General features: G+C 48.0%; 20 protein-coding genes and 2 pseudogenes. 14 read left to right on the forward strand and 8 right to left on the reverse strand.

Features of this window, described 5'->3' with window-relative positions:
- Positions 1 to 34 precede the first annotated feature (34 nt).
- Positions 35 to 1,495, reverse strand: coding sequence for a CARDB domain-containing protein (locus QVC96_RS05610; protein WP_287690177.1), 1,461 nt, complete (start codon positions 1,493 to 1,495; stop codon positions 35 to 37).
- A gap of 511 nt (positions 1,496 to 2,006) precedes the next feature.
- Between QVC96_RS05610 and QVC96_RS05615 the strand changes: the two genes are divergently transcribed.
- Positions 2,007 to 2,432, forward strand: coding sequence for a HEPN domain-containing protein (locus QVC96_RS05615; protein ID WP_287690178.1), 426 nt, complete (start codon positions 2,007 to 2,009; stop codon positions 2,430 to 2,432).
- Positions 2,416 to 2,760 (forward strand): nucleotidyltransferase domain-containing protein, encoded by a 345-nt coding sequence (locus QVC96_RS05620; protein ID WP_287690179.1) that lies wholly within the window; start codon positions 2,416 to 2,418, stop codon positions 2,758 to 2,760. The genes QVC96_RS05615 and QVC96_RS05620 overlap by 17 nt, the downstream gene beginning before the upstream one ends.
- 232 nt (positions 2,761 to 2,992) lie before the next feature.
- On the opposite strand, the gene QVC96_RS05625 is transcribed toward QVC96_RS05620, so the two are convergent.
- Positions 2,993 to 3,259 carry a sulfocyanin gene (locus QVC96_RS05625; protein WP_238026249.1) on the reverse strand — a complete coding sequence of 89 codons (267 nt, stop codon included), beginning with the start codon at positions 3,257 to 3,259 and terminating at the stop codon, positions 2,993 to 2,995.
- A gap of 130 nt (positions 3,260 to 3,389) precedes the next feature.
- On the opposite strand from QVC96_RS05625, the gene QVC96_RS05630 reads away from it, so the two are divergent.
- The 5 genes from QVC96_RS05630 (at position 3,390) to QVC96_RS05650 (ending at position 9,307) form a co-directional block, all read left to right on the forward strand.
- Positions 3,390 to 3,770 (forward strand): hypothetical protein, encoded by a 381-nt coding sequence (locus QVC96_RS05630; RefSeq protein ID WP_238026250.1) that lies wholly within the window; start codon positions 3,390 to 3,392, stop codon positions 3,768 to 3,770.
- A gap of 226 nt (positions 3,771 to 3,996) precedes the next feature.
- Complete coding sequence (locus QVC96_RS05635; protein WP_287690180.1) at positions 3,997 to 5,454, forward strand: extracellular solute-binding protein; 1,458 nt, start codon at positions 3,997 to 3,999, stop codon at positions 5,452 to 5,454.
- Entirely contained in the window at positions 5,451 to 6,401 is a 951-nt protein-coding gene (locus tag QVC96_RS05640) for an ABC transporter ATP-binding protein (RefSeq protein ID WP_238026252.1), read from the forward strand. The genes QVC96_RS05635 and QVC96_RS05640 overlap by 4 nt, the downstream gene beginning before the upstream one ends.
- Complete coding sequence (locus QVC96_RS05645) at positions 6,398 to 8,047, forward strand: ABC transporter permease subunit (protein WP_287690181.1); 1,650 nt, start codon at positions 6,398 to 6,400, stop codon at positions 8,045 to 8,047. Before QVC96_RS05640 ends, QVC96_RS05645 begins: the two co-directional genes overlap by 4 nt.
- A 192-nt stretch (positions 8,048 to 8,239) precedes the next feature.
- Entirely contained in the window at positions 8,240 to 9,307 is a 1,068-nt protein-coding gene (locus tag QVC96_RS05650) for an MFS transporter (protein WP_287690182.1), read from the forward strand.
- Here QVC96_RS05650 and QVC96_RS05655 read toward each other — a convergent pair.
- Positions 9,294 to 10,024, reverse strand: a pseudogene (locus QVC96_RS05655) (IS1 family transposase). The gene QVC96_RS05650 and the pseudogene QVC96_RS05655 sit on opposite strands and share 14 nt — an antisense overlap.
- A 50-nt stretch (positions 10,025 to 10,074) precedes the next feature.
- Between QVC96_RS05655 and QVC96_RS05660 the strand changes: the two are divergent.
- From QVC96_RS05660 to QVC96_RS05670, 3 genes are all read left to right on the forward strand, one after another.
- The gene (locus QVC96_RS05660) at positions 10,075 to 10,446 is read left to right on the forward strand and encodes a hypothetical protein (protein WP_287690183.1); all 372 of its coding nucleotides are present in this window, start codon (positions 10,075 to 10,077) and stop codon (positions 10,444 to 10,446) included.
- A 136-nt stretch (positions 10,447 to 10,582) separates the two neighbouring features.
- Positions 10,583 to 10,711: a hypothetical protein gene (locus QVC96_RS05665; protein ID WP_287690184.1), complete on the forward strand. Its 129-nt coding sequence runs from the start codon at positions 10,583 to 10,585 to the stop codon at positions 10,709 to 10,711.
- Positions 10,712 to 10,717: 6 nt separating this feature from the next.
- Positions 10,718 to 12,121, forward strand: a complete 1,404-nt coding sequence (locus tag QVC96_RS05670; protein ID WP_287690428.1) for an APC family permease — start codon at positions 10,718 to 10,720, stop codon at positions 12,119 to 12,121.
- A gap of 22 nt (positions 12,122 to 12,143) precedes the next feature.
- On the opposite strand, the gene QVC96_RS05675 is transcribed toward QVC96_RS05670, so the two are convergent.
- Entirely contained in the window at positions 12,144 to 13,481 is a 1,338-nt protein-coding gene (locus tag QVC96_RS05675) for an MFS transporter (RefSeq protein ID WP_287690185.1), read from the reverse strand.
- A 187-nt stretch (positions 13,482 to 13,668) separates the two neighbouring features.
- Here QVC96_RS05675 and QVC96_RS05680 point away from each other — a divergent pair.
- The 3 genes and pseudogenes from QVC96_RS05680 (at position 13,669) to QVC96_RS05690 (ending at position 17,019) form a co-directional block, all read left to right on the forward strand.
- Positions 13,669 to 15,015, forward strand: a pseudogene (locus QVC96_RS05680) (MFS transporter).
- Between the two features lie 96 nt (positions 15,016 to 15,111).
- Positions 15,112 to 16,011 carry an alcohol dehydrogenase catalytic domain-containing protein gene (locus QVC96_RS05685; protein WP_287690186.1) on the forward strand — a complete coding sequence of 300 codons (900 nt, stop codon included), beginning with the start codon at positions 15,112 to 15,114 and terminating at the stop codon, positions 16,009 to 16,011.
- 39 nt (positions 16,012 to 16,050) lie between these two features.
- A complete protein-coding gene (locus QVC96_RS05690) occupies positions 16,051 to 17,019 on the forward strand; it encodes an acetamidase/formamidase family protein (protein ID WP_287690187.1) in 969 nt (322 codons plus the stop codon).
- Positions 17,020 to 17,036: 17 nt separating this feature from the next.
- Here QVC96_RS05690 and QVC96_RS05695 read toward each other — a convergent pair whose 3' ends face one another.
- Entirely contained in the window at positions 17,037 to 17,363 is a 327-nt protein-coding gene (locus QVC96_RS05695; protein ID WP_287690188.1) for a hypothetical protein, read from the reverse strand.
- Between the two features lie 245 nt (positions 17,364 to 17,608).
- Positions 17,609 to 18,796 (reverse strand): RNA-guided endonuclease InsQ/TnpB family protein, encoded by a 1,188-nt coding sequence (locus QVC96_RS05700; protein WP_287690189.1) that lies wholly within the window; start codon positions 18,794 to 18,796, stop codon positions 17,609 to 17,611.
- Between the two features lie 188 nt (positions 18,797 to 18,984).
- On the opposite strand from QVC96_RS05700, the gene QVC96_RS05705 reads away from it, so the two are divergent.
- Positions 18,985 to 20,043, forward strand: coding sequence for an MFS transporter (locus tag QVC96_RS05705; protein ID WP_287690190.1), 1,059 nt, complete (start codon positions 18,985 to 18,987; stop codon positions 20,041 to 20,043).
- Positions 20,044 to 20,053: 10 nt separating this feature from the next.
- Here QVC96_RS05705 and QVC96_RS05710 read toward each other — a convergent pair whose 3' ends face one another.
- Both QVC96_RS05710 and QVC96_RS05715 read right to left on the reverse strand, forming a co-directional pair.
- Positions 20,054 to 21,034 (reverse strand): CBS domain-containing protein, encoded by a 981-nt coding sequence (locus tag QVC96_RS05710; protein ID WP_287690191.1) that lies wholly within the window; start codon positions 21,032 to 21,034, stop codon positions 20,054 to 20,056.
- Between the two features lie 9 nt (positions 21,035 to 21,043).
- A complete protein-coding gene (locus QVC96_RS05715; protein ID WP_287690192.1) occupies positions 21,044 to 22,903 on the reverse strand; it encodes a 4Fe-4S binding protein in 1,860 nt (619 codons plus the stop codon).
- Positions 22,904 to 23,323: the final 420 nt, after the last annotated feature.

Here is a 23,323-nt window from a genome sequence, read left to right on the forward strand (position 1 = left end):
TTGCGAAAAAGCTGGATAAAAAGGAAAATAAAAATTATTTCCTTCTTAGGAAGATCACTGCTATCGCAATAATCACGATAACAATGACAGCTATTCCAATGATAAGGGTAGTGTTGGACGAGCTCGAGCTGGGCTTTGGTGTTGGAGGTGGCGTGGTGTTAGTCGTGGTAGGAGTTGTGGTATTGGTCTTGGTGGAAGTTGTTGTGTTAGTCGTGGTGTTAGTGCTGGTTGTTGTCTTCGTGGTAGTGGGTTGTTGTATTACAGTGAACTGTGAGGAGGAGTTATACACAGGAACCTCTCCCTTGGGAGTTGAGGAGTACGTTGTTAATGAGACGGAAAGTGGGCTTGTGGAGTTGAGGTTAATGAGGAGAGTGAAGTTTTCGGCTTGACCGGGCTTCAGTGTGTAGTTGAGGGCCTTGTTTAGAACTGTTATTGAGCCCTGAGAAGCCACAACTAGAACGTAGCCTTGACCCGTAGTGTTACCTTCGTTCTCAACTCCGACAATCAGATCGTAGGTGGTGTTGGTCATCAATTTAGTGACCTGCTGGCCGTTATACGAAATATAAAGCGTTGCAACAGGCTTGAACACCAGGGGTAGGAATGCCACCTGCACCATGACTGAGCCATTGACCACCGTGAGCTTACCCGTGACTGCCTTGGCCAAGTACCCGGTTACGTTTCCAATTGTGTAGGTGTAAGTTCCTGATGGTACCTGGAAAGTGATCATGTTAGAGGTGGAGGACTTAACAGTTCCGTTAAGAGTTACAGACCATTCAGTGCCCTGCGCAAGACCCGTCTCAACAAAACTTACATTGTATGTCTTTTGAGGGGATACACCCACGTATAGCGGGTAAGAGGCTGATATCGAGATGTTTGGACTAGCCTTAACGTTCACCAGGAATGTATAGGTACCTGACGTGCTTGGGGTCCAGCCAAGGTATAGGGTATCCGTAGTTCCGGGAGATATAGTTGCTATGGGAATAACAGAGGTAATTAACTTTCCATTGAGTAGAATAGTCTCGTTTACCTCCGCAAGGGCATTAACGTTTCCCTGGTTCTGTATACCAACTCCTACTTCATACGAGGTTCCGGGCTGTAACTCTGTCACGGCAGTCCCTGTACTCTTTTGCAGAATCTCCAGTTTTGTTATCACCAGCTTAACAAAGGGTAACGCGAAGGTGACGTTTATTGTGAGCGACGAGTTAACCAGAAAATCACCCTGGGATGGAGTAGGAATGTAACTGCCCGCATCAGGGATTGAGAAGGACGGATAAGACTCTCCCTGAACCTGAAATGTTATCTCATTGGTCGTGGAATTCTTAGTTTGCCCGTTAAAGGTGACGGACCACATAGTTCCAGCAGGTAACCCGCTCTCCACAAAGGTAACGTTGTATGTAGGGGTAGTAGAGGCCTCTACGTTAAAGGTTCCAGCAATTAGGCCAATGAAGGACCACATGAGTAGGAACAGCAGTGAGAATCCTAAGATTTGTCTCATAATCTCATGCCTTTTTTGAGTACTTATATAAAAACTTTATCAGAACTATTAGTCTCTACAGTTCCCTTCATGTTAGCGTATTTAGGTTTCAAGGAATTCATGCTAAGTCACAACGCCATAAATAGCACTTGCCTGAAAATCCCTCAAGCTCATTTTATCTAAAAGTCTTCCAGTTCTGTCCCAATAGTCTCACAATTATATTTCACTTTTGAGGTCCGTTGAATTTTTCATCTATGAACGATTTTCATTTCGACACACTTGAAGAGTATCTCACTGTGTTAAAATCCCTGAAATACTAAACATGAATTTATGCAAGTTTGACGACAATATGAAATGGTAGATCTGTTTTAATCATCTCACATAGATTAACTAATTACAATTTGCAATGGAAACCTGAATCGCTCAATACAGAACCTGTAAAGAGTAATTTCAGATGACATACACTCTAAATATTGTAACACATTCTACTTCGAAACGAATTAGCTTTTAATTATTTATCAAAAGATAAAGTGTGAGTGGATTAAGGGTTCAACGACTTAAAAGAAGAGCATTACAGTTCTTAGATGACGCGAGAAAAGACTTAAACGATGGCTTTTATGATCTGGCGATGTTTCATTCAGAGGAGGCAATTCAACTTTTCCTAAAGGCCATACTCCTTGAACTATTTGCATCTGAGTTTAGGTCTCATCAAGTTAGAACTCTACTTTCCTATTTGGTGAAATTATTGACAGAGAATAATTATACGGATCTAGCTAATGAGGTGCAGGAGTTAGCCACCGAGCACAAAGAAACTCTTTCGGAGCTAGAGGACGCCTATATCGAGAGTAGATATGGAGAGATAGAATATGAGAAAGTTCAGGCCGAGAATTCCATTTCCGTCTCCGAAAAAATCATAAATAAACTTGAGGAGATTAGTAAACGTGTCAAGCTGGGTTAGATTTAAGTTTGAGCATTTAAGGCGATGGAGGGAATATGCCGAGAAGGTTAACGAGGCGGTTAAAGAGGTTAACAAGAATGCGAAAGTTTACGTTTTTGGTGGCGTCGCTGAAGATAGAATAACGGTGTCGAGTGACATCGACATCTTAATAATCTTCCCTTATCCATTAACCGACAAAGATAGAATTGAATTGAAAAAGAGGATATTTAACACTGCAGTGGAAAAATACAATTTACCCTTTGGGGCACCAGTGGAGTTACACGTTGTAGATGAGGAGAGGGCAAGAGAGTATCTCAGGTTTGCTAAAAAAGTAATACAAATAGAGTAGTTTTCATGGACCAATGGAGCCACAAAATGGAGTGCTCCTTATCTTAATGTGAATTGCTAGTCTACTTAATTGATCCTGCATCGAATAATGAGAAATGAAGGAACTAGAATACAATTCGCAATGGAGACGTGAAGGATCCTAGCGTGAGGATCACCAATATTCTTCGCTTTACGCGTAGTAAAATACAACTTCAGGTTAAAAAGGGAAAAAATCCATTACTTTAACAGTAACCCTAACCCCAGCTATATCCTCCCGAGGATCCTGAGGAACTTGAGCCTGAGGAACTGCCTGAGGAACCGCTGGAGGAAGAGCTACTGGATCCGCTGGAGGAAGTACTAGATGATCCACTTGAAGAAGAGGTCATGGTTGTACTGGAGGTTTGTGTCTTGGCATGAGAAGGCGCATGGGTCAGGGCCATTCCCATGAATGCGCCCCCTATTACGAGAATTACTACTGTTATTGCTACCACAGCTATTTGAGAGACTCCTAGAGCCTTCATCACTTTAACAGGGTTATTCGGCATTATAATACTTTTACCCAAATCCTGTTAACTGCGTTTCACTGAAAACTCATTAAGTTTATAGAATTTGGGAAAAAGCATATTTATACTCTACGTCAAGCTCCGTTTAATGAGCAACATATCATCAATAAACGGTCCATTAAGGTATCTGGGAGGAGCCCTTATGGTAATATGGGCAATAATTCACTTTTTCCTATCGACGGAACTCCTGAAAAGGTTACCGTTGGTGGGAGAATTCTTCATCGTAGATTCAGTATTAATGATAATAGGTGCAGTTGTGCTATTCGTTGGATTTAGATTGCTTTACCTTCCAGTGCTTGTCCTAGACTGGGCTAATTATCTTCTCCTTACCGAATCTAGAATATATCCGGCTCCGGTCCTTGGCTTCCCATTACCAGCAATAAACAGTTACGTTATAGGCACCTTTGTGCTGGACATAGTGACCGTAATTGTGGTTACCTTAGTGTACATAACGGTAAAGAAAAAGTAAAAGTCGATGGAATCTTTCAATCAAACTCTTTTTTTCCGGTTTACAAAATTTTTATATGAACTGTTCCAGACACTAATTGGAAACTATGCCTGAGAGCTCAAGTACTAAGAAAATCAAGTTCCTAGAAGAGAACCTAGGCGCTATACACGTTTGAGATTAAAACTTACTGTCCTTAGGATAGTACGTAAAATACTAAGTTTATATTCCTGGATCATTATAAGAACTTATGAAGGGTCTTTCAGGTAAAATTGTAGCTGCTGTAATTGTTGTAGTGGTCATAGTGGCAGCTGTGGCCATAATAGAACTTACCTCTAAACCCAGTCCGACTCACGTCACTACACCTCCGACAAATACGTCCACAACCAGCACGACAACCACAACTACCTCCAATGTCACATTGACCGTGGTAACTTTTTCAGGAGAATCGGCGCAATTTATCCAGTATGCAGGGGAACTTTTCCATCAACAACATCCCAATGTACAGGTACAGGTGATTACGTATCCATTTAGTGATTATATCGACAAGGAACTCACGGTGTTAACTGGACACTCCTCCCAATATGATATAATAGGATTTACATCCACGTCGGCCCAGAGGGTGTCTCCATACTTACTCAACCTGACCAACTTCAACCTTTCTCAGGTAATAGCCCAACAGGAGGACTTCGGTGGAGTTATTTACAACGTTACTACGGGTCAGAAAGAGGTTATAGGAGTCTCGTATGAAACAGCCGTTTACCTGATGGCGTACAGGGCATCAATATTCAATAATCAAACCCTCGCCAACGAGTTTACCAGTGAATATCACGTACCATTTAACCCCAACGACTGGACCAACTGGACGGAAGTGCTTTGGGCTGACCAGTTTGTGACATCCCATAACCTGACCCAGTACGGATTCCTGATTGATGATCACGTATCACATGGAATAATAGATGCCTTCCCCGCAGTTTTCGGTTGGTATTACATTAGGGATACCGCGATATCAAACGGAACCACAGGTGTTCCAGGATTCAACATCATGTTCACGGGTTACATCCCCGCAGGAATGAAGTTTCCCGTTCCTTCCTTCAATTCAAGTGCAGGTGTCTCAGCTCTGGAGACTTACGCACAACTGGTTAAGTACGACCCCAATCCATCCCAACTCCAGGTTAGCTACGATAACCTACCCGAGTTATTCCCGCAGGCAGCCGGAGGCTTCCTGTTCACTAGCCAGCTATCATACCTAAACTCAAGCGTGGCCCAGGATACCTATTTAGCCCCTCTACCAGGAGGATACGCTGAGACAGGGACGGACCTGCTGGGGATAAGTAAGTACTCCACCCATCCTCAACTAGCCGAGGAGTTCCTTCAGTTCTTGGTTTCACCTCAGGTCCAGGAGATAGCCTTCCTTAAATTCGGTAAGTTCCCGGTGAATCAGCAGGCTTTCCAGGACCTCATAGCCAACAACTCCATTCCCAGTTATCAGAGGGAGTGGCTCAACGCCACTTACCACGCGGCCCTTAACGCATGGGCAAATCCGCCAAATGTTCCGCCAACCTATATCTCACTGATTACCGACTTCAACAATCAGGTGTTTTCATACCTGACTGGACAGATAAGTAACCCGGAGCAGGCCCTACAGACCGCAGCCCAGCAGTGGTCAGCGGCCGTGCAGTCCTACTATAGCGGTGGACAAGCTTGAGCGTAGAGCTCAAGTCGGTTAGCAAGATCTATAGGAACGTAAGGGCTCTAGATGACGTGAACATAACCATAAACAAGGGAGAATTTTTTGTTATTCTTGGTCCTTCCGGTTCAGGCAAGACTACCCTTCTCAGGGCAATTGCCGGGCTAGAGAAGGTTGACTCAGGAACAATCCTTCTAGACGGGAAGGATATTACCCGGTTACCTCCCCACAGGAGAGAAGTGGCCATGGTTTTTCAGAACTATGCTCTCTATCCCCATAAGACTGTCCTTGAGAACCTCCTGATGCCCGTGGAGGGAGAAATGAGGCGAGAGGAGGCCACAAAACTGGCCAAGGAAATGGCGTCAATGCTGGGGATAGGTGATCTCATGTCCCGTTACCCCTCGGAGTTGTCCGGGGGACAACAGCAGAGGGTTGCCCTGGCGAGGGCCCTGGTTAAGAGACCTAAGGTTTTCCTTATGGATGAACCTCTCTCCAATCTAGATGCAATTCAGAGGGTGTCCGCAAGAAAGCTGATAAGGGACGTGCAAAGGGAGAACCAGATCACCACGCTTTACGTTACTCACGATCAGGTAGAGGCCATGGCCTTAGCTGATAGGGTGGCAATAATGAATCACGGAAAGGTTATACAGATGGGAACTCCGGAGGAAATCTACTCCCATGTTGATAATGAGTTTGTGGCAACGTTCTTTGGTAATCCCCCAATGTCGCTCATTGACGGGAAGCTTCTAGATCTGAAGGGTAAGATAGGGGTTAGACCTGAAGACGTGGAGCTGGGGGAGGGTGACATGAAGGGGAAAGTAAGTGACGTGGAGTTCTGGGGGGACAGATATCTCGTGTACATCTCCATAGATGGGGATGAGTTGCGGGCCTTCTATCCCTACAGGTTAAGAATAGGGGAGGAGGTAAAGTTCAAGTTCAAAAAATATGCGGGTCCCTGGTCATGAAGTACGTATATCCTTATCTGGTGTACATCACTGCCTTTGGAATAGTCCCTTTTTTGGGCGCGTTTGCCCTTCTGGGCGTGAACTTCAAGTCAGCGTTCTCAATATTTGAGCTTGTTCCCCTGGGTCAGATCGTGGTGAATACCCTGATTTTCGCCTTCTTCACAGCTCTACTCTCTGCAGTTGTTGGCACCATACTGGCAATCCTGGTGGACATGACGAGCAGGGGATCCAGGCTGATTTCACTTCTTACCATGTTACCCTACACGATACCCTTCACTTCCTCAGCCCTCATCTGGACCATCAGCCTTTACGGTAAATTCGGATGGTTCTCCTACATCTTTCACGTTCCCTTTGATCCCCTCTATCTGAGCTCAACTGCAATATGGGCCGTGACTGGGGTGAGCATATGGTCCTCCATCCCCGTATCCTTTCTGGTAATTGTTTCCTCACTGAGGTCCATACCCAAGGAGGTGAGGGAGGCCTCCGTGATGGATGGCCTCTCCCTGTCACAGTTTTACGGCAAGGTTGCTGTTCCCATGATAGGAAAGGCGTTCTGGATATCCTTCCTCCTTCAGTTCGTCCTAGCCATGGGTAACTTCGACCTCCCCTACGTTCTCACCCAGGGAGGGCCAGGTTACGCCTCAACTACCCTTCCCCTTTTGGTGTTTGACGAGATTTTCCTTTCGGGAAACTTTTCCGGAGGAGAGGTGGTTGCGGCCATCCTGGGTTTGATGGCCACTCTCCCCTCCATAGCACTCATATTCCTTTTCAGGTCCAAGAGAAGGAAGTTTCTACCCTCAGTGAACATAAGGATTCCGGACTCAATGTTCAGGTCAGTAATTTACGTGATAAGTGCAGTGATACTGTTCCTGCTAGACTTTCCGGTTTACTGGATGATCCTGGTGGCATTTAGGAACGCGTCCCTGGATTTCAGGGCCCCACCTGTCCTCTTACCTGTTAAGCTCACTCCTTCTTACTTTATTTCCTCTCTTGAGGGAGCGGTTCCATACCTCATAACCAGCGCCGTTGTTGGTATCCTGGCCTCGGTCTTCACCGTTCTCATATCTCTTCCGGCCTCATATGAGGCCAGTAGAAGAGGCCTGAGCTGGATGCTGTTTCTCTCAATTTACCTCTATTCTCTTCCAGCGGCATCCTTCATTATTCCCTTGTATCTCCTGTTCACGGCGACCAGACTGCTCAATACTTGGTGGGCCCTGATACTCTCCACGCCAATTTTCACAGCCACCTTTGCCACGTGGATATTCTACAACTTTTATCTGGACTTTCCAAAGGCATACGACGATGCGGCCTCGGTCTTTGGGATAAAGAGGAAGTTGACCAGGATTGTGTTTCCCCTTTCCCGGGGAACTCTTTTCACCGTGTTTCTCCTATCCTTTGTGTTCAACTGGCACCTCCTCTTCTACCCGCTCATATTTGCCAGCACGCCCTATAACATGAAATTCCCTCCAGAGGGCGCACTCACCATTACGGTTTACGCTCTTGACGCCATAGGCGATCAATCACTGAACTGGGGACTTCTGGCCTCCTCCGCGCTGGTGGCGGCCCTACCGGTCATGGTTGTCACGCTCTTCGCCATAGACAGAGTTTTGAGGGGAGATCAGAGAAGTGGAGTAAAGTTTATATAGCAAAGTCAGTTAACGTTGTTATTAAGTTAGTTTTTGCGATTAAAATGTCCGATGTAGAGAATTAAAATCTTACAAAGGATTTTAAAACATTTATCCCGATGCTTATAAATAATACCAGTAATTTGAAAGTGATATCATACTTATCATAAAAATGACTTTTATTGACGTTATACTTCACAAACAGGATGAACCATGTCTGAAGAGGCAAACAGGAAAATAGCCGAGCTTACAGCTAGGGTGGACAGGCTTCCCACCATCGTTTTACCTGTGTCTGTGATACTATCCTTGGCTTTCGGCTACTTTATAGCCCTTTATGACGTGATAGATATTGGTCTGGCCTTCTCCCCCACCTCTTTACCCTACACTGGACTGACCTCAGCTCAGGCTCCCACTGTGGTTTCCATGGGTCTTTTCGGATATATCCCAGGTGCGATTCTGCTGGGTTATCTGGCTGACAAAATAGGGCGCAAGCCCACACTTATCCTCACGGCACTCTTGACGGGGGTGGGCAGTCTAGGAAATGCGCTATCCTTCAATTTCGCCTCTTTCATCATTTTCAGGTTTATCACTGGAATGGGAATTGGTGGTGACCTCATTCTTGTCCCGGTTTACCTGGTGGAGATGGTACCCGCAGTGAAGAGAGCCTCCTACTTTAATTTAGTATATATAGCGGGATGGGCAGGACTGGGCCTAGGTCCCTTTTTGGCCTCTGAGATAGTCCTTGCCAATCCAGTCATTGGATGGAGAGTAGTCTTCGCGGTGGGCGCGACCCTGGCGTTCATAGTTCTGGTTATCAGGTCTCACGCCTCAGAAACAGTGAGGATGCTTGCAGTGAAGGGGAAGGTGAATGAGGCCGAGAATCTGGTAAAGGAGATGGAGGAGAAGGCCAAGCAGAAGACGGGAATGAAGGAGTTACCTCAACCGGTGGTATTCAACTATAAGGTTGCTAAAAACGATCCCTTTGCAGTGTTCAAGAACCCTATTTACAGGGTGAGGGTTATAGCTGTGATGCTGTCCATATTCTTCTTCTACTTTGGAGAGTACCCATATCTCACAGAGTATCCACTGTGGACCTCTAGCTTCCTTCACTACTCAGGAGCCCTGGGCAACGAGATAACTTTCCTGTTTGGGCTGGCGGGAATTGCCACATTCTTGGGGGCAATTGGACTGAGATTCGTGGTGGAGAGGGTGAGGAGAGCGGTGCTTGTGACCTTCTCTTACTTTGTGGGAATGCTTCATAGTGTCATCATTGAGGTATAAATTCTGGGATCAGCCCTCTCTCCCACAGAACGAGACCTACGGAGTACCTCATCATATCAAAGCTCCTGTTCACTGCCTTGGTTGCCCTCTTGAACCTCACGAGCCTGTCCCTGAGGGACGAGTGGAAGGACTCGTTGGGGTTAACGGGTGACACGACCCTGTGCTCGGGGAGGAGGAAATAGACGTTGTAGTCGTCCGAAACCCAGGTCCCCTTCTCGGGCACTGTGCGAGCTCCTGAAACGTGTTCTCGCTCCTGTCTCCCACGGAGAACACGACGTACATCCCCTTTCTGGAGAACACGAATCCCGTGAAGACCCAAGAGTAAAACGCCTTCGCGTTCCTCCTGAAGTAGGTCCACATCTCGTCCACGACCTTCACGCCCTCATTCAGCTCGTCCCTGGCTCTCCTCCACAGCTCCGCGAGTTTCGCGTACTTCTTCCCTCCGTACCTCTTGATCCACGTGAATACCGTGCCCAGTGGGACCTGAAGTACCCTGGAGATGGCCCTCATGCTCATCCCGTTCGCGTACATCCTGAGGGCCCTCTCCCTCACGCTCCTATCGTGATGATGTTTAGCTCCCTCCACGAACTTCCTCCCGCACTCCCTGCACAGGTAGAACTGCCTTCCCCTTATCTTCCCGTTCTTAACCACGTGATTACTTCCACAAGAGGGACAGGGAACGTCCCTGTAAACAGGTTTCCTTCCCCTCCTAGCCATAAGTAATACTCTTTATACAAATATTTATACCTTCATGACGACACTATGGAATGCTTCTTGGAGTCCTTATAGCTGTGGCAGGAGCAATAGGCAGGGACATACCTCTAACTTTCCTTGGTTTACTCCTGAGCAACTTCATAGGAGTGGGCTGGTCCAATCAGCTTAACTATCTGAACGGGACTGAGAACGTACCGACCTACGCCAGGGCAACCTCATTCGCCTTCTCTGACGGATTCGCTCACCTGGGCGCTGCCATTTCCACTGCCATAATCTTTGACTTCATACCGGTACTGGGAAACCTACCCACATGGGTCCTGTTTCAAGTACCTATGGTTATCATGGGACTGATACTGATAAAGGTGCTTCCCAACACCATAGGAAAGAGCCTGGAGAGCATTAATGAGGCAGAAGCAGGAACTTGACCGTTTAAGTGTTTAAAGTAGACGGCCCTGTTTTGATCTAATTTTATTTTTGCTCTTTCCATTTAGGTCTTATGATTAGATTTTCTCCCATTCAACGAAAAAAGCTTATATTGTGATTTTATTAGCAGGGTAATGTATGCCTCTAAAAAAAGAACTGGGTTATCTGGATCTCCTGATACTGGGAATAGCCGGGGCGGTGGGAACGGGCGCCCTTTTTAGCACTGCCGGCATGACCGCAGAAGCGGGCCCCTCCGCCGTCCTGTAGTGGATACTGGGGGGTATTTTCTACCTCTTCGTTGGCCTCACGTACAGCGAGATTTCCATGAACTTACCCGAGGCGGGTGGACCCTCTAGATACAGTCTATACTCTCACGGAAAATTAACAAACCTGATAAATGCGATGGCAGACCTTGTCTGGTACCTTTTCATTCCACCTATCGAGGCTCTGGCCGTGGTGGAGGGATTAACATTTTTCTACCCATCACTGCTCACACCCTCAGGAACTCCCACCCTGCTGGGAGGACTTCTGGGGGTTGTTTTGCTGGTCCTCTTCATTCCCTTCAACTACTTCGGCGTCAGGGCCTTCGGCAGGTCCACCACAACATTTGGTGGTGTTAAGCTGGTGTTATACGTGGCGCTCGCCCTTGGGGTGATGGGGATATTCTTTTCCGCGAGGAACTTCGTCAGCTATGGCGGGATAGCCCCCTTCGGGTTGGCGGGTATGTTCTCCGCAATTCCCCTAGCCATGTTCGCCTTCGGTGGGATAAGGGTGATACCAGATTACGCCGAAGAAACCAAGGTGAGGAAGAAACTCTCCTCTGCCATAATCCTCACGGTGATTGGACAGACCCTCATCTATGTGCTCTTTGCAGTGGCGTTCGTTGGAGGGATTAACTGGAACGCGCAACACCTTACCCCCGGAAACTGGACCGGAGTGACCTCTGCCTTGCCGGGAAATCCGTTCGTGGACCTATCTCAGAGCAGTTCAGCCCTACTGGTGTTGGCTCTGATTGTGGCGATAATTGGGCCCTTCGTCACTGGGTACATCTATCTCGGTGCGGGAACTAGAGTGCTGTTCGCCATGGGTAGGAGCGGGATAGTCACGAAGTTAATGAAACAGCTACATTCCACGTACTCGATTCCGGTTTGGGCCCTCCTGGTATTTGGGATCGTTGGTGCCGTGATAACCTTTCTCACCTCGCCCATACCCACAATTTACAGCCTTATTAGCGACGCTGTGGTTGCCGGTTACCTTGGCTTCGCGGTGAATCCAGTGGCTATGATGAGCCTGAGGAAGAAATTTGAGTACAAGCTTAAGGGAGGTCCCGTAATAGCTGCTTTGGCCTTCGTCTTCTCCTCCCTGATTGCCTTCTGGAGCGGATGGCCCTCCGTACCCTACTCTGTGATAATAATTGCAATGGCGGTAGCCCTGTTCGGTGCGGTGTATAAGGGCTTTCAGAATGTGTATAACTCCCTGTGGTACATCGCATACATTGCCTTCATAACTCTCATGACCTATATAGGGAGCGATGGCGCCCTTTCCCTCATAAACTTCTACCTTTCCTCAGCGCTGGTGGCAGTAATCTCAGTTGCCGTGTTCTTCCCCTGGGGAATCCTGTCAGCGAAGAGGGACATAAGGATACCAACGGAGCAGGAAATGGAAAGTCAATCCTAACTGGTTTTTGCCACAAGAAAAATTATACCTTTTGCGGTTCCTCGGTAAGTCTTGTACCTAGGGTTTCAGGACCCAGATACTGACCTATTCCCACGAGTATTGCCCCCAGAATTAGAAGAACAGCAGTGGAGAACCAAACGTTCTCCGGGGTGTCGATACCCTTGAATAGATACTGATGCATTAGCTCCACGTATATGCTGAACCAACCTCCCACAAATATCCCTGAGGAGTACCCGAAACCCACTCCTGATGCCCTCATGGATGCCTTAAACCTCTCGGAGAGATAGATGGGTATTATTCCCCAAGGAGCCTGAGTTATTATGCCTATCATTATTGAGGCCAAGGACGCGCCAACCACATTACCTGCCCTGGCTGAGGTGAATAGGAGATAGTAGACGGGAACCGAGAGGACCAAGGTGAGGAAGATCCAGATCAGGGTCAACCTCCTTCTACCAAGGTACTGTGAGAGGGCACCAAAGGTTAGAGCTCCGGCAAATGCAGCGTATGTCCCGTAGGAGTAGATGCTCTCGGCAGTTTGCAGGGGAAACACGGAGGGAGCATGCTCCAGTATTGCTGGAACGAAGGCGAAGAGGGAGTAGGCATAGAAGAACATTCCCGTCATGTATACCATTACCTGGAAAAAGTCTCTCCTGTACGGCTTTCTGAAAAGATCAGTCAAAGGGCTCTTCCTCACTAAATTCCTGTTCTTCACGTCCTGGAATACGGGAGTTTCCTTCATTGACAGCCTAACGGCTAGGGCAATTACTGCCGGAGCCAGGGCGGTCAGGAAGACGTATCTCCAGGCGAAGTTCTCAACTCCCTTCAACCCATAGATGCCAATGAAGGCGCCCTCTACCACAGCGGCCAGAGCAGCGCCGAAGGAAAATCCACCCTGAACCAATCCGCTGATGAGACCTCTCCATTTGAAAGGAGTCCATTCCATGGCGAAGGGATGGCCTGCAGAGTACTCACCTCCAGCAAATATCCCAACTAGGATCCTCAGGAGAACAAAAAGAACGAAGGACAGGATTCCCACCTCCGAGTATGTGGGAAGGACAGCAGTGAGAGCGCTGACCAGGCCAAGTCCCAGGACGGTTATAATGAGGTCTGCCCTCCTCCCGATTTTATCACCGAGGTTACCAAATATTGCCGAACCCAGTGGCCTGAAAATGATGGTCAGAGAGTAGCTCAGTATTATGTTGAAGGTGGCCAGAAGGGAGGATTCCGGAGGTAAAAGAACCTTGGCCAGAATTGGGGCTATGCTCAGGATCATTGTCAGGTCATATGAGTCGAGAAGGAATCCCACAAACTGGGATGAGATCGCCTTTGCGGAATCGATTCCGAAACTTTCAGGTTCCATGGTAATTATCCCTTACGTCACAGGCTATATAGAATTTTCTTTCAATCTTACTTGAATATAATTAACTTCATTTCCACCTAAACAGGGAAAAACCCGTTACGCTGAAAATTTAATTAGTGTGTTAAATATGTGGTAATTCAAGTGTGTATAAGCAAAAGATATTATCTAAAACTTACAATAATCACTCATGACTATTGCAGGAAGAATTGAAAGGCTTCCCTGGACCTCCTTCCATACCAGGCTATTGGTCCTGTTAAGTCTGGGAGAGTTCTTCGAGCTTTACGACCTTTTTGTGGGAGGCTTTGTGGTAGCACCTATCTCAGCGTTTTACAAGGTCTCCACTGCGGTGGCAATCTACTACAATATTGCGGTATTTTTCCTGGGGGCGTTCCTGGGAGCCATAATCTTCACATATGTTGGAGATGCGCTTGGAAGGAGGACATCTCTAATCCTTAACATGGTAATAGCTGGCATCGGACTTTTGCTGACTCCATTCTCGTCCAGCATTCAGGTACTTGGAGCTTTGAGGTTCATAACAGGACTTGGGGTTGGTCCAGAGGCTCTCATAGTTTTGGACGTTCTCATAACTGAGTTCTTCCCATCAAAAATAAGGGGAAGGGCACTGGCCATAGCCTATACGGCTTCATGGACAGCTCCCATAGTCGTGGCCATTTTAGCGTATCTGCTCATCCCTCACGTCTACGTGATCCCAGGTTGGAAGTAGCTGTTCATCATAGGTGGGCTGGGTATACTTACCATTATACCCTTCAGATTCCTTATCCCGGAATCTCCAAGATGGCTGGAGTCCAAGGGTAGGGTAGATGAGGCCGACAGGATTGTCAGGGACATGGAGAATGTGGCAATGAGGGAGAAGGGATCACTGGAGGAACCGCTCCAGGTTCAGGTGATCACATCACAGAGGGTTAGAATCTCTGAGCTCTTCAGTAACGAGTACAGGAGAAGGACAGTTATGCTGTGGATCTTCGAATTCCTTCAGGCGGGGGTCTACTACGGTTTCGCTTCGTTAGCTCCCTCAGTTCTTGCAAGTAAGGGATTCACTCTGGTCCACACACTGGAGTATTCAATGCTGATATATACTTCCTATTTCCTGAGCTCCCTGGCCTCCGTGTTCATCATTGATAGCCAGAAGTTTGACAGGAAATGGCAGGTTAGCATTGTGATGCTGTTAATGGGAATAACAGGTTTGGCTTTCGGCTTCGCCATCACTCCGGTGGAGGTTATAGCAACGGGCTTCCTATTTGGGTTCCTCTCCAACATATTTTCCAACGCATTTCATCAGTATGGGGCGGAGCTTTATCCAACCAGGATGAGGGCGTTTGCGGACGGGGTGCAGTATTCCCTGAGCAGGCTTGGGAACTACGTGTGGCTGAGCGTATTGCCACTGGTACTTGCCAAGTATGGTGCGGTGGGAATGTACGCGGTAGTGTTCGTGATGGCGGTCATAGTAACGCTTGATGTTGGAATATTGGGTCCCAGGGCCTCAAAGATAGAGCTGGAGGAGTTGTCCCACTGACCATTGCGTTTATGAACAAGAAGAGAGTATAGACCAAGGTTCCTTTTATTTTCTCATGACCTTTTATGGTATCTCACGCTGGTAATGGTGAATGAGATGAGGGCCCTGATTTTAAGGGATGGTATGCTATCCCTAGAGGAGCTTCCAACTCAAGGAAGATATAAGGTGAGAGCGGTGGGAATATGTGGCACCGACGTGGCCATGGTTAAGGGAACCTATCCTCCCAGGAAGAACCCCCTTATTCTGGGTCACGAGTTCGCCGTAGAAAGGGATGGGGAGTTATACGCATCTGAGATCAACCTCGTCGATTGGAGTTGCGAATACTGCAGAAAGGGGATGTATACTCACTGCGTGAACAGGAAGGCCATAGGGATTGATGTGGATGGAGCCATGAGAGAGTACATGGACCTACCCAATTATCTCCTGCACAGGGATAGTGTAGGCTTGAAACCTGAGGAACTGTCGTTAGCTGAACCCACGGCAGCTGTGCTGAGGATGGTGGAGCTCCTGAATCCGTCACCCTCGGACAGGGCACTCGTTCTAGGGGATGGTCCCATAGGGATTATTTCAGCCATGATTCTTACTCACTACGGCGTGGAAGTTGAGCTCAAGGGGCACAATCAGGGGAGGCTTGACTTAGCAGAGAAGCTTGGAATCCTCACGGTGCAGAATCCGTCCACATACGATATGGTAGTTGAGGCCACGGGAACTAAGGCCCTGGAGGAGGCAATTAAACATGTGAAACCCATGGGGAAGATAGCCCTCAAATCAACCCACGGGCTAGAGGCATCCCTAAACTCCACAAGCGTTGTGGTCAATGAGGTACAAATCTTGGGGAGCAGATGCGGTCCCTTTTACCTCTGGGATAGGGCCATACGTCTGATCAAGGAACTTAGACTGGGAAGGATAGTCTCCACCTATCCCCTGACAGAATATGAGAGGGCATTTCACGACGTCCTTCAACGAAAGGTTATGAAGGCAGTCCTAATTCCCTGAACCGTTAACCCTTATTTCCTTCCCTTCATCTATAATGATATGTACACCATACATTCGAATAAAATTCATAATAAGTGGGATAATTCCCTAAGTCCCGTCCTCTCCATAAAGTCTGGGGATGTGGTCACTGTGGAGTCCAGAGAGGCCTCTGATGGACAGGTGACCCCTTCATCCTCCCCTTCCGATCTTCTTAAATTGGACTTTTCCAGGATCCACCCGCTTACTGGGCCGATTGAGGTCGAGGGTGCCGAACCCGGCGACGCACTGGAGATAGAGTTCTTGGACTTCTCCACTAAGGGATGGGGGTGGACCGGTGTATTACCAGGGTTTGGTTTTCTGGCCAACGATCCCTACACCACTCCCATTGACCTGGCAGGTCCGGCACTAAAGATATGGAAGGTGGAGAAGGAGGCAGTGGCGAAGTTTGGTGACATTGAGGTCAGGGTTCCGCCCAGACCATTTCCCGGAGTGATAGGCACTGCCCTCCCCACACCCGGTAGGTTCAGTACTATACCCCCAAGGGAGAACGGAGGGAACATGGACATAAAACATCTGACCAGAGGAACGAAGCTCTACCTCCCCGTTTTCGTGAAGGGGGCACTCCTATCCCTGGGAGACACCCACGTAGCTCAGGGAGACGGTGAGGTTTGTGGAACTGCCATAGAGGCCCCAATGGACGTGACCATCAAGGTGACTCTGCACAAGAACGCGGGAATAGCTCAACCCCTATTTGAGACCGGGGCAGTAAGGGATGGAGACTTCAAGGAGTATCTAGCTTATCCGGGTATGGATCCCAACCTGTGGGAAGCAGCTAAGAAAGCCATCAAGGGGATTATAGGCATCCTCTCCTCACATACGACTCCCGTGGAGGCGTACATGCTTGCCAGCGCTGTAGTGGATCTGAAGGTGAGTCAAGTGGTCGACGTCCCTAACTGGATAGTAACAGCTTACTTACCAAAGGATATATTCCCTGAGGAGGTAAGGCTTAAATTAAAGGTGCTAAGGTAAAATTCCTTTTCCTAACCTTATGTGGCACTTAGTGTGGCCACATCGTCCTTGGTTTCCTTATTTTCGTCGATGAACATATAGACTGCCGTTCTGAGCAACGCGCTCCTCTTAACATGTTTCTCCTCCACAAACCTGGCAATCTTTTGATAAAGCTCGTCAGGTACTTTTACCGTAATTATCACCAGCCTGTCCTTCTCAAGTTCCGTGGAAACAGGTAGGTTTTGATCCATTATTCTTTCAACATATTTTCTGATCTGAGATGAAAGTGAGGTCTTCTGCCTCTCCAGTATATCCCAGGCCTCCTGGGCCTTATTTCTTTCTACTTTGAAGGATATTACTTTCATTTAGGTAATATAGCCTTAGAGGGATAATAAATTTTAGTTAAATTTTGCGCTTGAATCCACTTCTTAGAAAATATAGATACTGTGATAATTTAAGGAGGAGATCCCTTTGGAATGGCCAAGATGGGTAGAAATCCTTGAGAAATCCCAATAAATACCTAGACCCGTCACGGACATATGACTACCGTCTCATTGAGCTCCCTGTGAGCAGGACCCGATCCAAAATCTCTTCCACATGAACATGTGAGCTACCCAGCCCTGAAGGGCGGAGCTTCCTGCTTCATGGACGAGGCTTGCCATAGAGGCCTCATCTCCACAGGCTCAACGGGTGGCTCCCACCCTGCCCTCCTGAGGAGGTTGACGGAGGCGTTGAGGTCGCGGTCAAGAACTAGGCCACACTGGCAGGTGATGACGCGGTCAGAGAGGGAGAGGTTATGTTTCTTTCCGCACCTGGAGCAGGTCTGAGAGGAGTATGCGGGGTTGACTTCGCGGACCTCTTTACCGTGTTTCTGGAAGACCCATTTCAGGGTTGAGGAGAATCTAGAAAAGGAAACGTCACGGAGATGTCTGTTCAGGGTTCTTGACCCGTCCCTGGTCATCTTCACCACGTTGAGGTCCTCCATTACCAGGACGTCGTAACGCCTGGCCAGGACGTTGGCCAGCTTGTAGTAGAAGTCGATCTTAGCGTTGATCACCCGTTCCAGGAGTTTCACTAGTCTAAGCCTGGCCTTCTCCCAGTTACTTGAACCCTTCCTCTTTCTGGAGAGAAGCCTGGAGAGTGACCTGTACTTGAGGAGGACCCTCTCCAGAAAGCGGGGGTTATCCACGTAGTGACCGTCTGACGTGACCAGGAGGTGGGAGATGCCAAGGTCGAGTGCAGCGACCTTGCCTGTGTTTTCGGTTTGAACGTGAAGGTCTCCCTCCACCAGAAAGGACACGAATAACCTGTTTGTTGGCGTCACCTTCACCGCGACCCTGCTGATCTTGTCTGGAAGCGGTCGATGGGCCAGGACCTTGAACACGCCAAGACCTGAGAGGGAAAGGTAAATCCAGCTCTTCCTCCCTGACCTGGCCGGCCTGGTCGAGAGGATCTTCCATCCCTTCTGTGGATACACCAGGGACCTGTACCTTTCAGGTTTCTTCTCCCTGGGGAACCTGGCCAGCCCCTGGAGAAAGCGATGCCTGGCCTCGCAGTACCTGTCCGCTACGTTCTGGAAGACCTGGGAGAACACGCGTTTATACTCGCGGTCCTGCTTCCTCAGGTCAAGGGCGAGTTGCCTCAGCTCGGTCCTGTTCAACCACTTCCCATCCCTTTCGTGGAACGCGATGTCTGCATACCTTAAGGTGTTGTACGCCTCGCACAGCAACCTCAACTGGGACTTTAACTCCCTCAACACGTCAGAGGAGGCGTACGCGCGAAACCTTAAGGTATACATTACAAAAAGGTAGTTAGTTCATTTTAAATCTGTTTTGTTCGGACGCGTTCGTTCATCCCCGCCACAAGTGGCGAGGTTTTCCGAATTTTTATAACGAATTAAAAGGGATCAAATTAAACTCTACATAATAAATGTGCAATTTTTGCATATTTCGTAGGTTATTTAAGTTGATGACATCATTTCGATTCATGAAACGCACACTATTGGTCTTGACAATGGGAGGCTTCACGGATGGATTTGATCTCCTGATAATAGCGGGCGTTTTAGGAGAGGTAATCAAGACCTTCAGGCTCACAGGTTTCGAGACAGGTCTCCTGGTCTCTTCCTCGTTCATGGGTTCCATAGTGGGCGCAGTTCTTCTCGGTTACCTGTGCGATGTCATGGGTAGAAGGAAGGGTTACCTTATTTCTGTCATCCTTTTCGTTATGGGGGCTTTGATCAGTGCCTCTGCTACAAACTACGAAGTCCTGATTCTAGGGAGGAGCCTAGTGGGTCTAGGGATAGGAGGGGAAATCCCGTCATCGGTAACTCTCCTGGAGGAGGTTTCCAAGAAGTGGGTAGGACTCTCCTTCACCGCATGGGCCATGGGAGCCCTGAGCGCTACAGCCATCCCCATTTTTCTTTCTCCGTGGAGACTTGTCCTTCTCCTTGGGGGAGTACCGCCCTTACTTGTTCTCATATTCCACAGGTGGGTAAGTGAGAGTGAAGTCTGGCTAGGCTCATCCAAGGTTAGGATACGCTCAGGAACTCTAGAAACATTTGTTATGGGGATAGGACAGTTCATTCTCACTCTGGTTCTGGCCTCATTTGCAGTATATGTGCCCGGATACTCTTTCATAACGCAGATGGCAAACTGGACATTTTTCGCAATTGGTGCATGCTTAATCTTCCCCCTGACCTCTAAGAAGCCAGTGCTCTTCATGTCCTACTTTTTAACGTCGGTACTCCTTCTCATGTACACCCTTACCGGCTGGTTGGAAGCTATCGCCACTCTTTGGCTTGTCTCAGGTATAGCTTTCAGCTCCTCCTTTCATTATATGGGTGAGCTTAGAAATGCGAGGGACAGGGGAACCTTCAATGGTATCCTCTTCTTTATGGGAAGACTGGGAGGTGCCATAGGAACTTTCGCCTATCCACTTATTAGACACGAGCTGAACGGAACGTTGCTACTCATTGCCCTCGGTATCCTAATGCAGAGTTTTGCTATTCCATTTTTGGCTGAAGGAGGAATAGAAAGAATGGATTAGTGATTAAAAATCACATTGCCTTGATCCACACTGCATGCTTTGCTATCTCCTTTATGCTGAGCATCCTTATTTCTTCACCGTGGATCACGGGCAGATGCCTGATGTTATGTTCCATCATGATGGCTATTGCCCTGGAGATCTGCTCCTGAGAGGATACAGGGTTAACCCATCTGGGTTCTATCATATCGTCCAGAGACCTACCCGTGCCCAACGCCTTGGTCAGATCCCTGATTGATATCAGCCCAATCAGCTCTCTATCCTTTACCACTGTGGCCTTAAGACCCCTTTCCTTGAGAAGGTAGTAGAGTTCCCTGTTTGTCACCCTCCCAACTACGGGAACCTGAATTGCGTACTTCTCTATTTTCTCCCTGGGATTTATGGGAATGATGCTCTCGCCTAGGATTGGAGACGTAACTGAGGAAGCCCTCAACACGTCCCGCAGGGAGATTATCCCTGCCAGCTTACCTCTCTCCAATACCGGCAGATGACCAATACCCCTTTCCAGCATAATCCTCAAGGCCTCCTCCACTGTGGCCTTTCCCTCTATGGTCACCGCGTCCTTAGAGAAGGCGATGAGGGGCTTATCCTGTTTTCCGGCAATCCATGCTTCCAAAACGTCCGTCTCGGTGATTATCTTGGTTCCATTCATGATTATCAGGGATCCCACTCCTTCCCTCATCATTTCCTCTGCGCCCGTCTTCACTGTCCAACCTGGATCCCCTGTTACCAGTCTCTTGGATGAGTACCTCCTTACCCTGGAAAGGGTTACCTTAGCTCTCACAGGAACCTGCGTTTCATCGCTGAGCACAACTATGCAGTCATATGGACAGGCCCTTTCGCACGCCATACAGCCTGTGCAGTCCTCAGGTCTTACCACCTCCGCGAATCTGGTGACCTCATTTATCTCTATGCATTGGGCAAGGGCGCAGGCCCTCTGACACATGTAGCATCCCACACATCTGTCCACATCTATTAGAACCACTGGATCCATGTTCTCACCTCAGAACGGTGGAGTGGCCTGAAGCGGATTGTACAGCAGGTTACCCAGGTAGGGGTTGTAGAAGGGTGCTGTGGGAGAGGCTGGCGAAGACATCCAGTACGTCACAAGCATGAAGGTAATTCCAAAGCCCAGAACAACCGCGTAATAGGTCCACTTGCTGATTCCGTCGGTCTCGGCTAGCATGTTTGAAGCCCTAATCCCCAGGTAGATTCCAAAGGCCATCACAGCCTCCATCACCAGAAGAACCCACCAGGCCGCGGTGGCGTTAAGGGGATCGTGTCCAAGAGAGTGAAGGAAGCTCCCCCAGAAGGTGGAGTAAATGTCACTGTTATGCATTCCGGCACCCGTGGGATCAAGTATTTCGTTGAGGATCAGCGGGGATCCTCCCAGGAACTTGGGCAGGTTCCTGACCAGTATTGAGGCTGCAAAGATGGGGATAAGCGCATAGGAGATGGAGGTGAAGCCCCACTTCAAGGGAACTCCTCTTCTCTCCTCGAATTTTGCAGCGAGAAGTACCGCGAGGATGGGTATCACGTTAATGGCAAAGTAGTCTAGAGGGTTGGGATAACCTTGAGTGGAGTAACCAAACTTGGACAATCCAGGAACCAGTAACTGAGCGAAACTTGCCCAGCCCGTCACCTTGCTTAACCAAGTGTCAACCATGGAGTAGAAAGGTAGCGCGTTGAGGAACTGGAAGAGGACTACCCCTGTGAGCAGGGTGACTGATAATGCAATGTCAAACCTCTTCTTCCCTCCAGTGAGGTCGCTTAACCATGGGAACCTCTTTACCTGCCAGTCAATATTGTCGTGAGGGCATGCCTTGTAGCAGTCCGATGCCAGCCCGCACATGGGAGAGTTCTCTTTGCTACCGGGAGAGGCAAACCATGGACAACCGTGGAACTTGTCGTTACCCCTCATGCAATCCTTGGTGGTGCAGGACTTGCAAACCTCTGGGTTCTTCGCCCTGAAGGTGCCAAGAGGTGAAATTGTCGTGGTGATAGCAAGTGGGGCACTTAAGGGGCAGATGGTCCTGCAGAACGTCCTGTCTTGGAAAAGCAGGCTAATGAAGAGCTCCAGTGCGCCTATATATATCAACACCACGGAAGTTAACTCTGGGACGCCAGGACCCCCTATGTTGTAAAACTCCTCCATCCAAGTTAACACCGAGAAACCCACAGCAGAGTAGAAGATGGTACTGTATTTTATGGGCCATCTCAAGTTCAACCCCAGTTTCTTGCTCATCTTCTTCCATGGGTGTAGCCTGTGGACCCACTCTGCCTGACCGCTGAAGGGACACGTCTGACACCAGGCCCTTCCATTGGCCAGCCACGTCAATAACCAGAGGAGAGGGAACCAGAACAGCCAGCTAATATCTGACGCAAAGTTCACCAGTGATATTCCTGCGGGGCCCAGCTTCTGATAACCAATGAGACCAACCACCATGACCACGTAGAATATTACGAAACTGGGTAGAATTATGGCGAAATGTGCCCAGCTCTTCTTGAAGATCTTGGAGACGAGCCTGGAAACCGGATTATCTCCCTCCAGCAGAGATGGGCGATGCTCGCAAATCTCCTTGCCCACCCTATCTACTCTCTTCACGATCTCCCTTGGGGGAGAGGCAAATACCCAGGTGTTGGAGTGGGATTTCACTGTGAGGTCAAGTACTAGGTTTACAGCCAGAATTGTGAGAGCTGTGGTGAACAGCAGTATACCAGTCTCAATCAACAGGACCTGCCTTAGTAACACCGCTAAGCCCGTAAACACTCCAGTACCCACGGTGGAAAGTGCCACATAGAAATTGAATCTTCTTTCGTAATTCTTTACCTTTCCAGTAACCTTATACTCTAACTTCTCCATGATCTCACCACTTTTATACATAGTTTAACATGACTAAACATTTTTGTGTACAACCTCCCTTTCTTTATCTCGAGACATCTCTTATAAAGATTTCTAAGATTTGTTAACTTACATGAAGTTTGAAAATAAATTATTTAAACTTTATCCTGTCTTTGCTATAAAAATATAATTATAATTATGAATATCTATTAAACACCTTTCGAATATTTAAGCAGTAGAAAAGGGATCAGATAAAGAATATATAAATAGATCAGGCATCTACCAAATAGTATTAATTATATAAAGGCTCTACACATTCATTATTTAATGAACTCTTTTATGCGATAACACGTTATGAACCTAGATTTTATTGTTTTCAGATCTATAAAATATTAGCCTTTTTGAGATAGGGAGAGTTACTCTTTTAAAATTTGGGGATTT

The organism is Metallosphaera javensis (ex Sakai et al. 2022), assembly GCA_021654415.1.
Taxonomy (GTDB): domain Archaea; phylum Thermoproteota; class Thermoprotei_A; order Sulfolobales; family Sulfolobaceae; genus Metallosphaera; species Metallosphaera javensis.

Bases quoted from the DNA above. Each gene is read 5' to 3' on its own strand.
- QVC96_RS05610 (WP_287690177.1), bottom strand. From the start codon at position 1,495: ATGAGACAAATCTTAGGATTCTCACTGCTGTTCCTACTCATGTGGTCC.
- QVC96_RS05625 (WP_238026249.1), bottom strand. From the start codon at position 3,259: ATGAAGGCTCTAGGAGTCTCTCAAATAGCTGTGGTAGCAATAACAGTA.
- QVC96_RS05630 (WP_238026250.1), top strand. From the start codon at position 3,390: ATGAGCAACATATCATCAATAAACGGTCCATTAAGGTATCTGGGAGGA.
- QVC96_RS05635 (WP_287690180.1), top strand. From the start codon at position 3,997: ATGAAGGGTCTTTCAGGTAAAATTGTAGCTGCTGTAATTGTTGTAGTG.
- QVC96_RS05645 (WP_287690181.1), top strand. From the start codon at position 6,398: ATGAAGTACGTATATCCTTATCTGGTGTACATCACTGCCTTTGGAATA.
- QVC96_RS05650 (WP_287690182.1), top strand. From the start codon at position 8,240: ATGTCTGAAGAGGCAAACAGGAAAATAGCCGAGCTTACAGCTAGGGTG.
- QVC96_RS05660 (WP_287690183.1), top strand. From the start codon at position 10,075: ATGCTTCTTGGAGTCCTTATAGCTGTGGCAGGAGCAATAGGCAGGGAC.
- QVC96_RS05665 (WP_287690184.1), top strand. From the start codon at position 10,583: ATGCCTCTAAAAAAAGAACTGGGTTATCTGGATCTCCTGATACTGGGA.
- QVC96_RS05675 (WP_287690185.1), bottom strand. From the start codon at position 13,481: ATGGAACCTGAAAGTTTCGGAATCGATTCCGCAAAGGCGATCTCATCC.
- QVC96_RS05685 (WP_287690186.1), top strand. From the start codon at position 15,112: ATGAGGGCCCTGATTTTAAGGGATGGTATGCTATCCCTAGAGGAGCTT.
- QVC96_RS05690 (WP_287690187.1), top strand. From the start codon at position 16,051: ATGTACACCATACATTCGAATAAAATTCATAATAAGTGGGATAATTCC.
- QVC96_RS05695 (WP_287690188.1), bottom strand. From the start codon at position 17,363: ATGAAAGTAATATCCTTCAAAGTAGAAAGAAATAAGGCCCAGGAGGCC.
- QVC96_RS05700 (WP_287690189.1), bottom strand. From the start codon at position 18,796: ATGTATACCTTAAGGTTTCGCGCGTACGCCTCCTCTGACGTGTTGAGG.
- QVC96_RS05705 (WP_287690190.1), top strand. From the start codon at position 18,985: ATGAAACGCACACTATTGGTCTTGACAATGGGAGGCTTCACGGATGGA.
- QVC96_RS05710 (WP_287690191.1), bottom strand. From the start codon at position 21,034: ATGGATCCAGTGGTTCTAATAGATGTGGACAGATGTGTGGGATGCTAC.
- QVC96_RS05715 (WP_287690192.1), bottom strand. From the start codon at position 22,903: ATGGAGAAGTTAGAGTATAAGGTTACTGGAAAGGTAAAGAATTACGAA.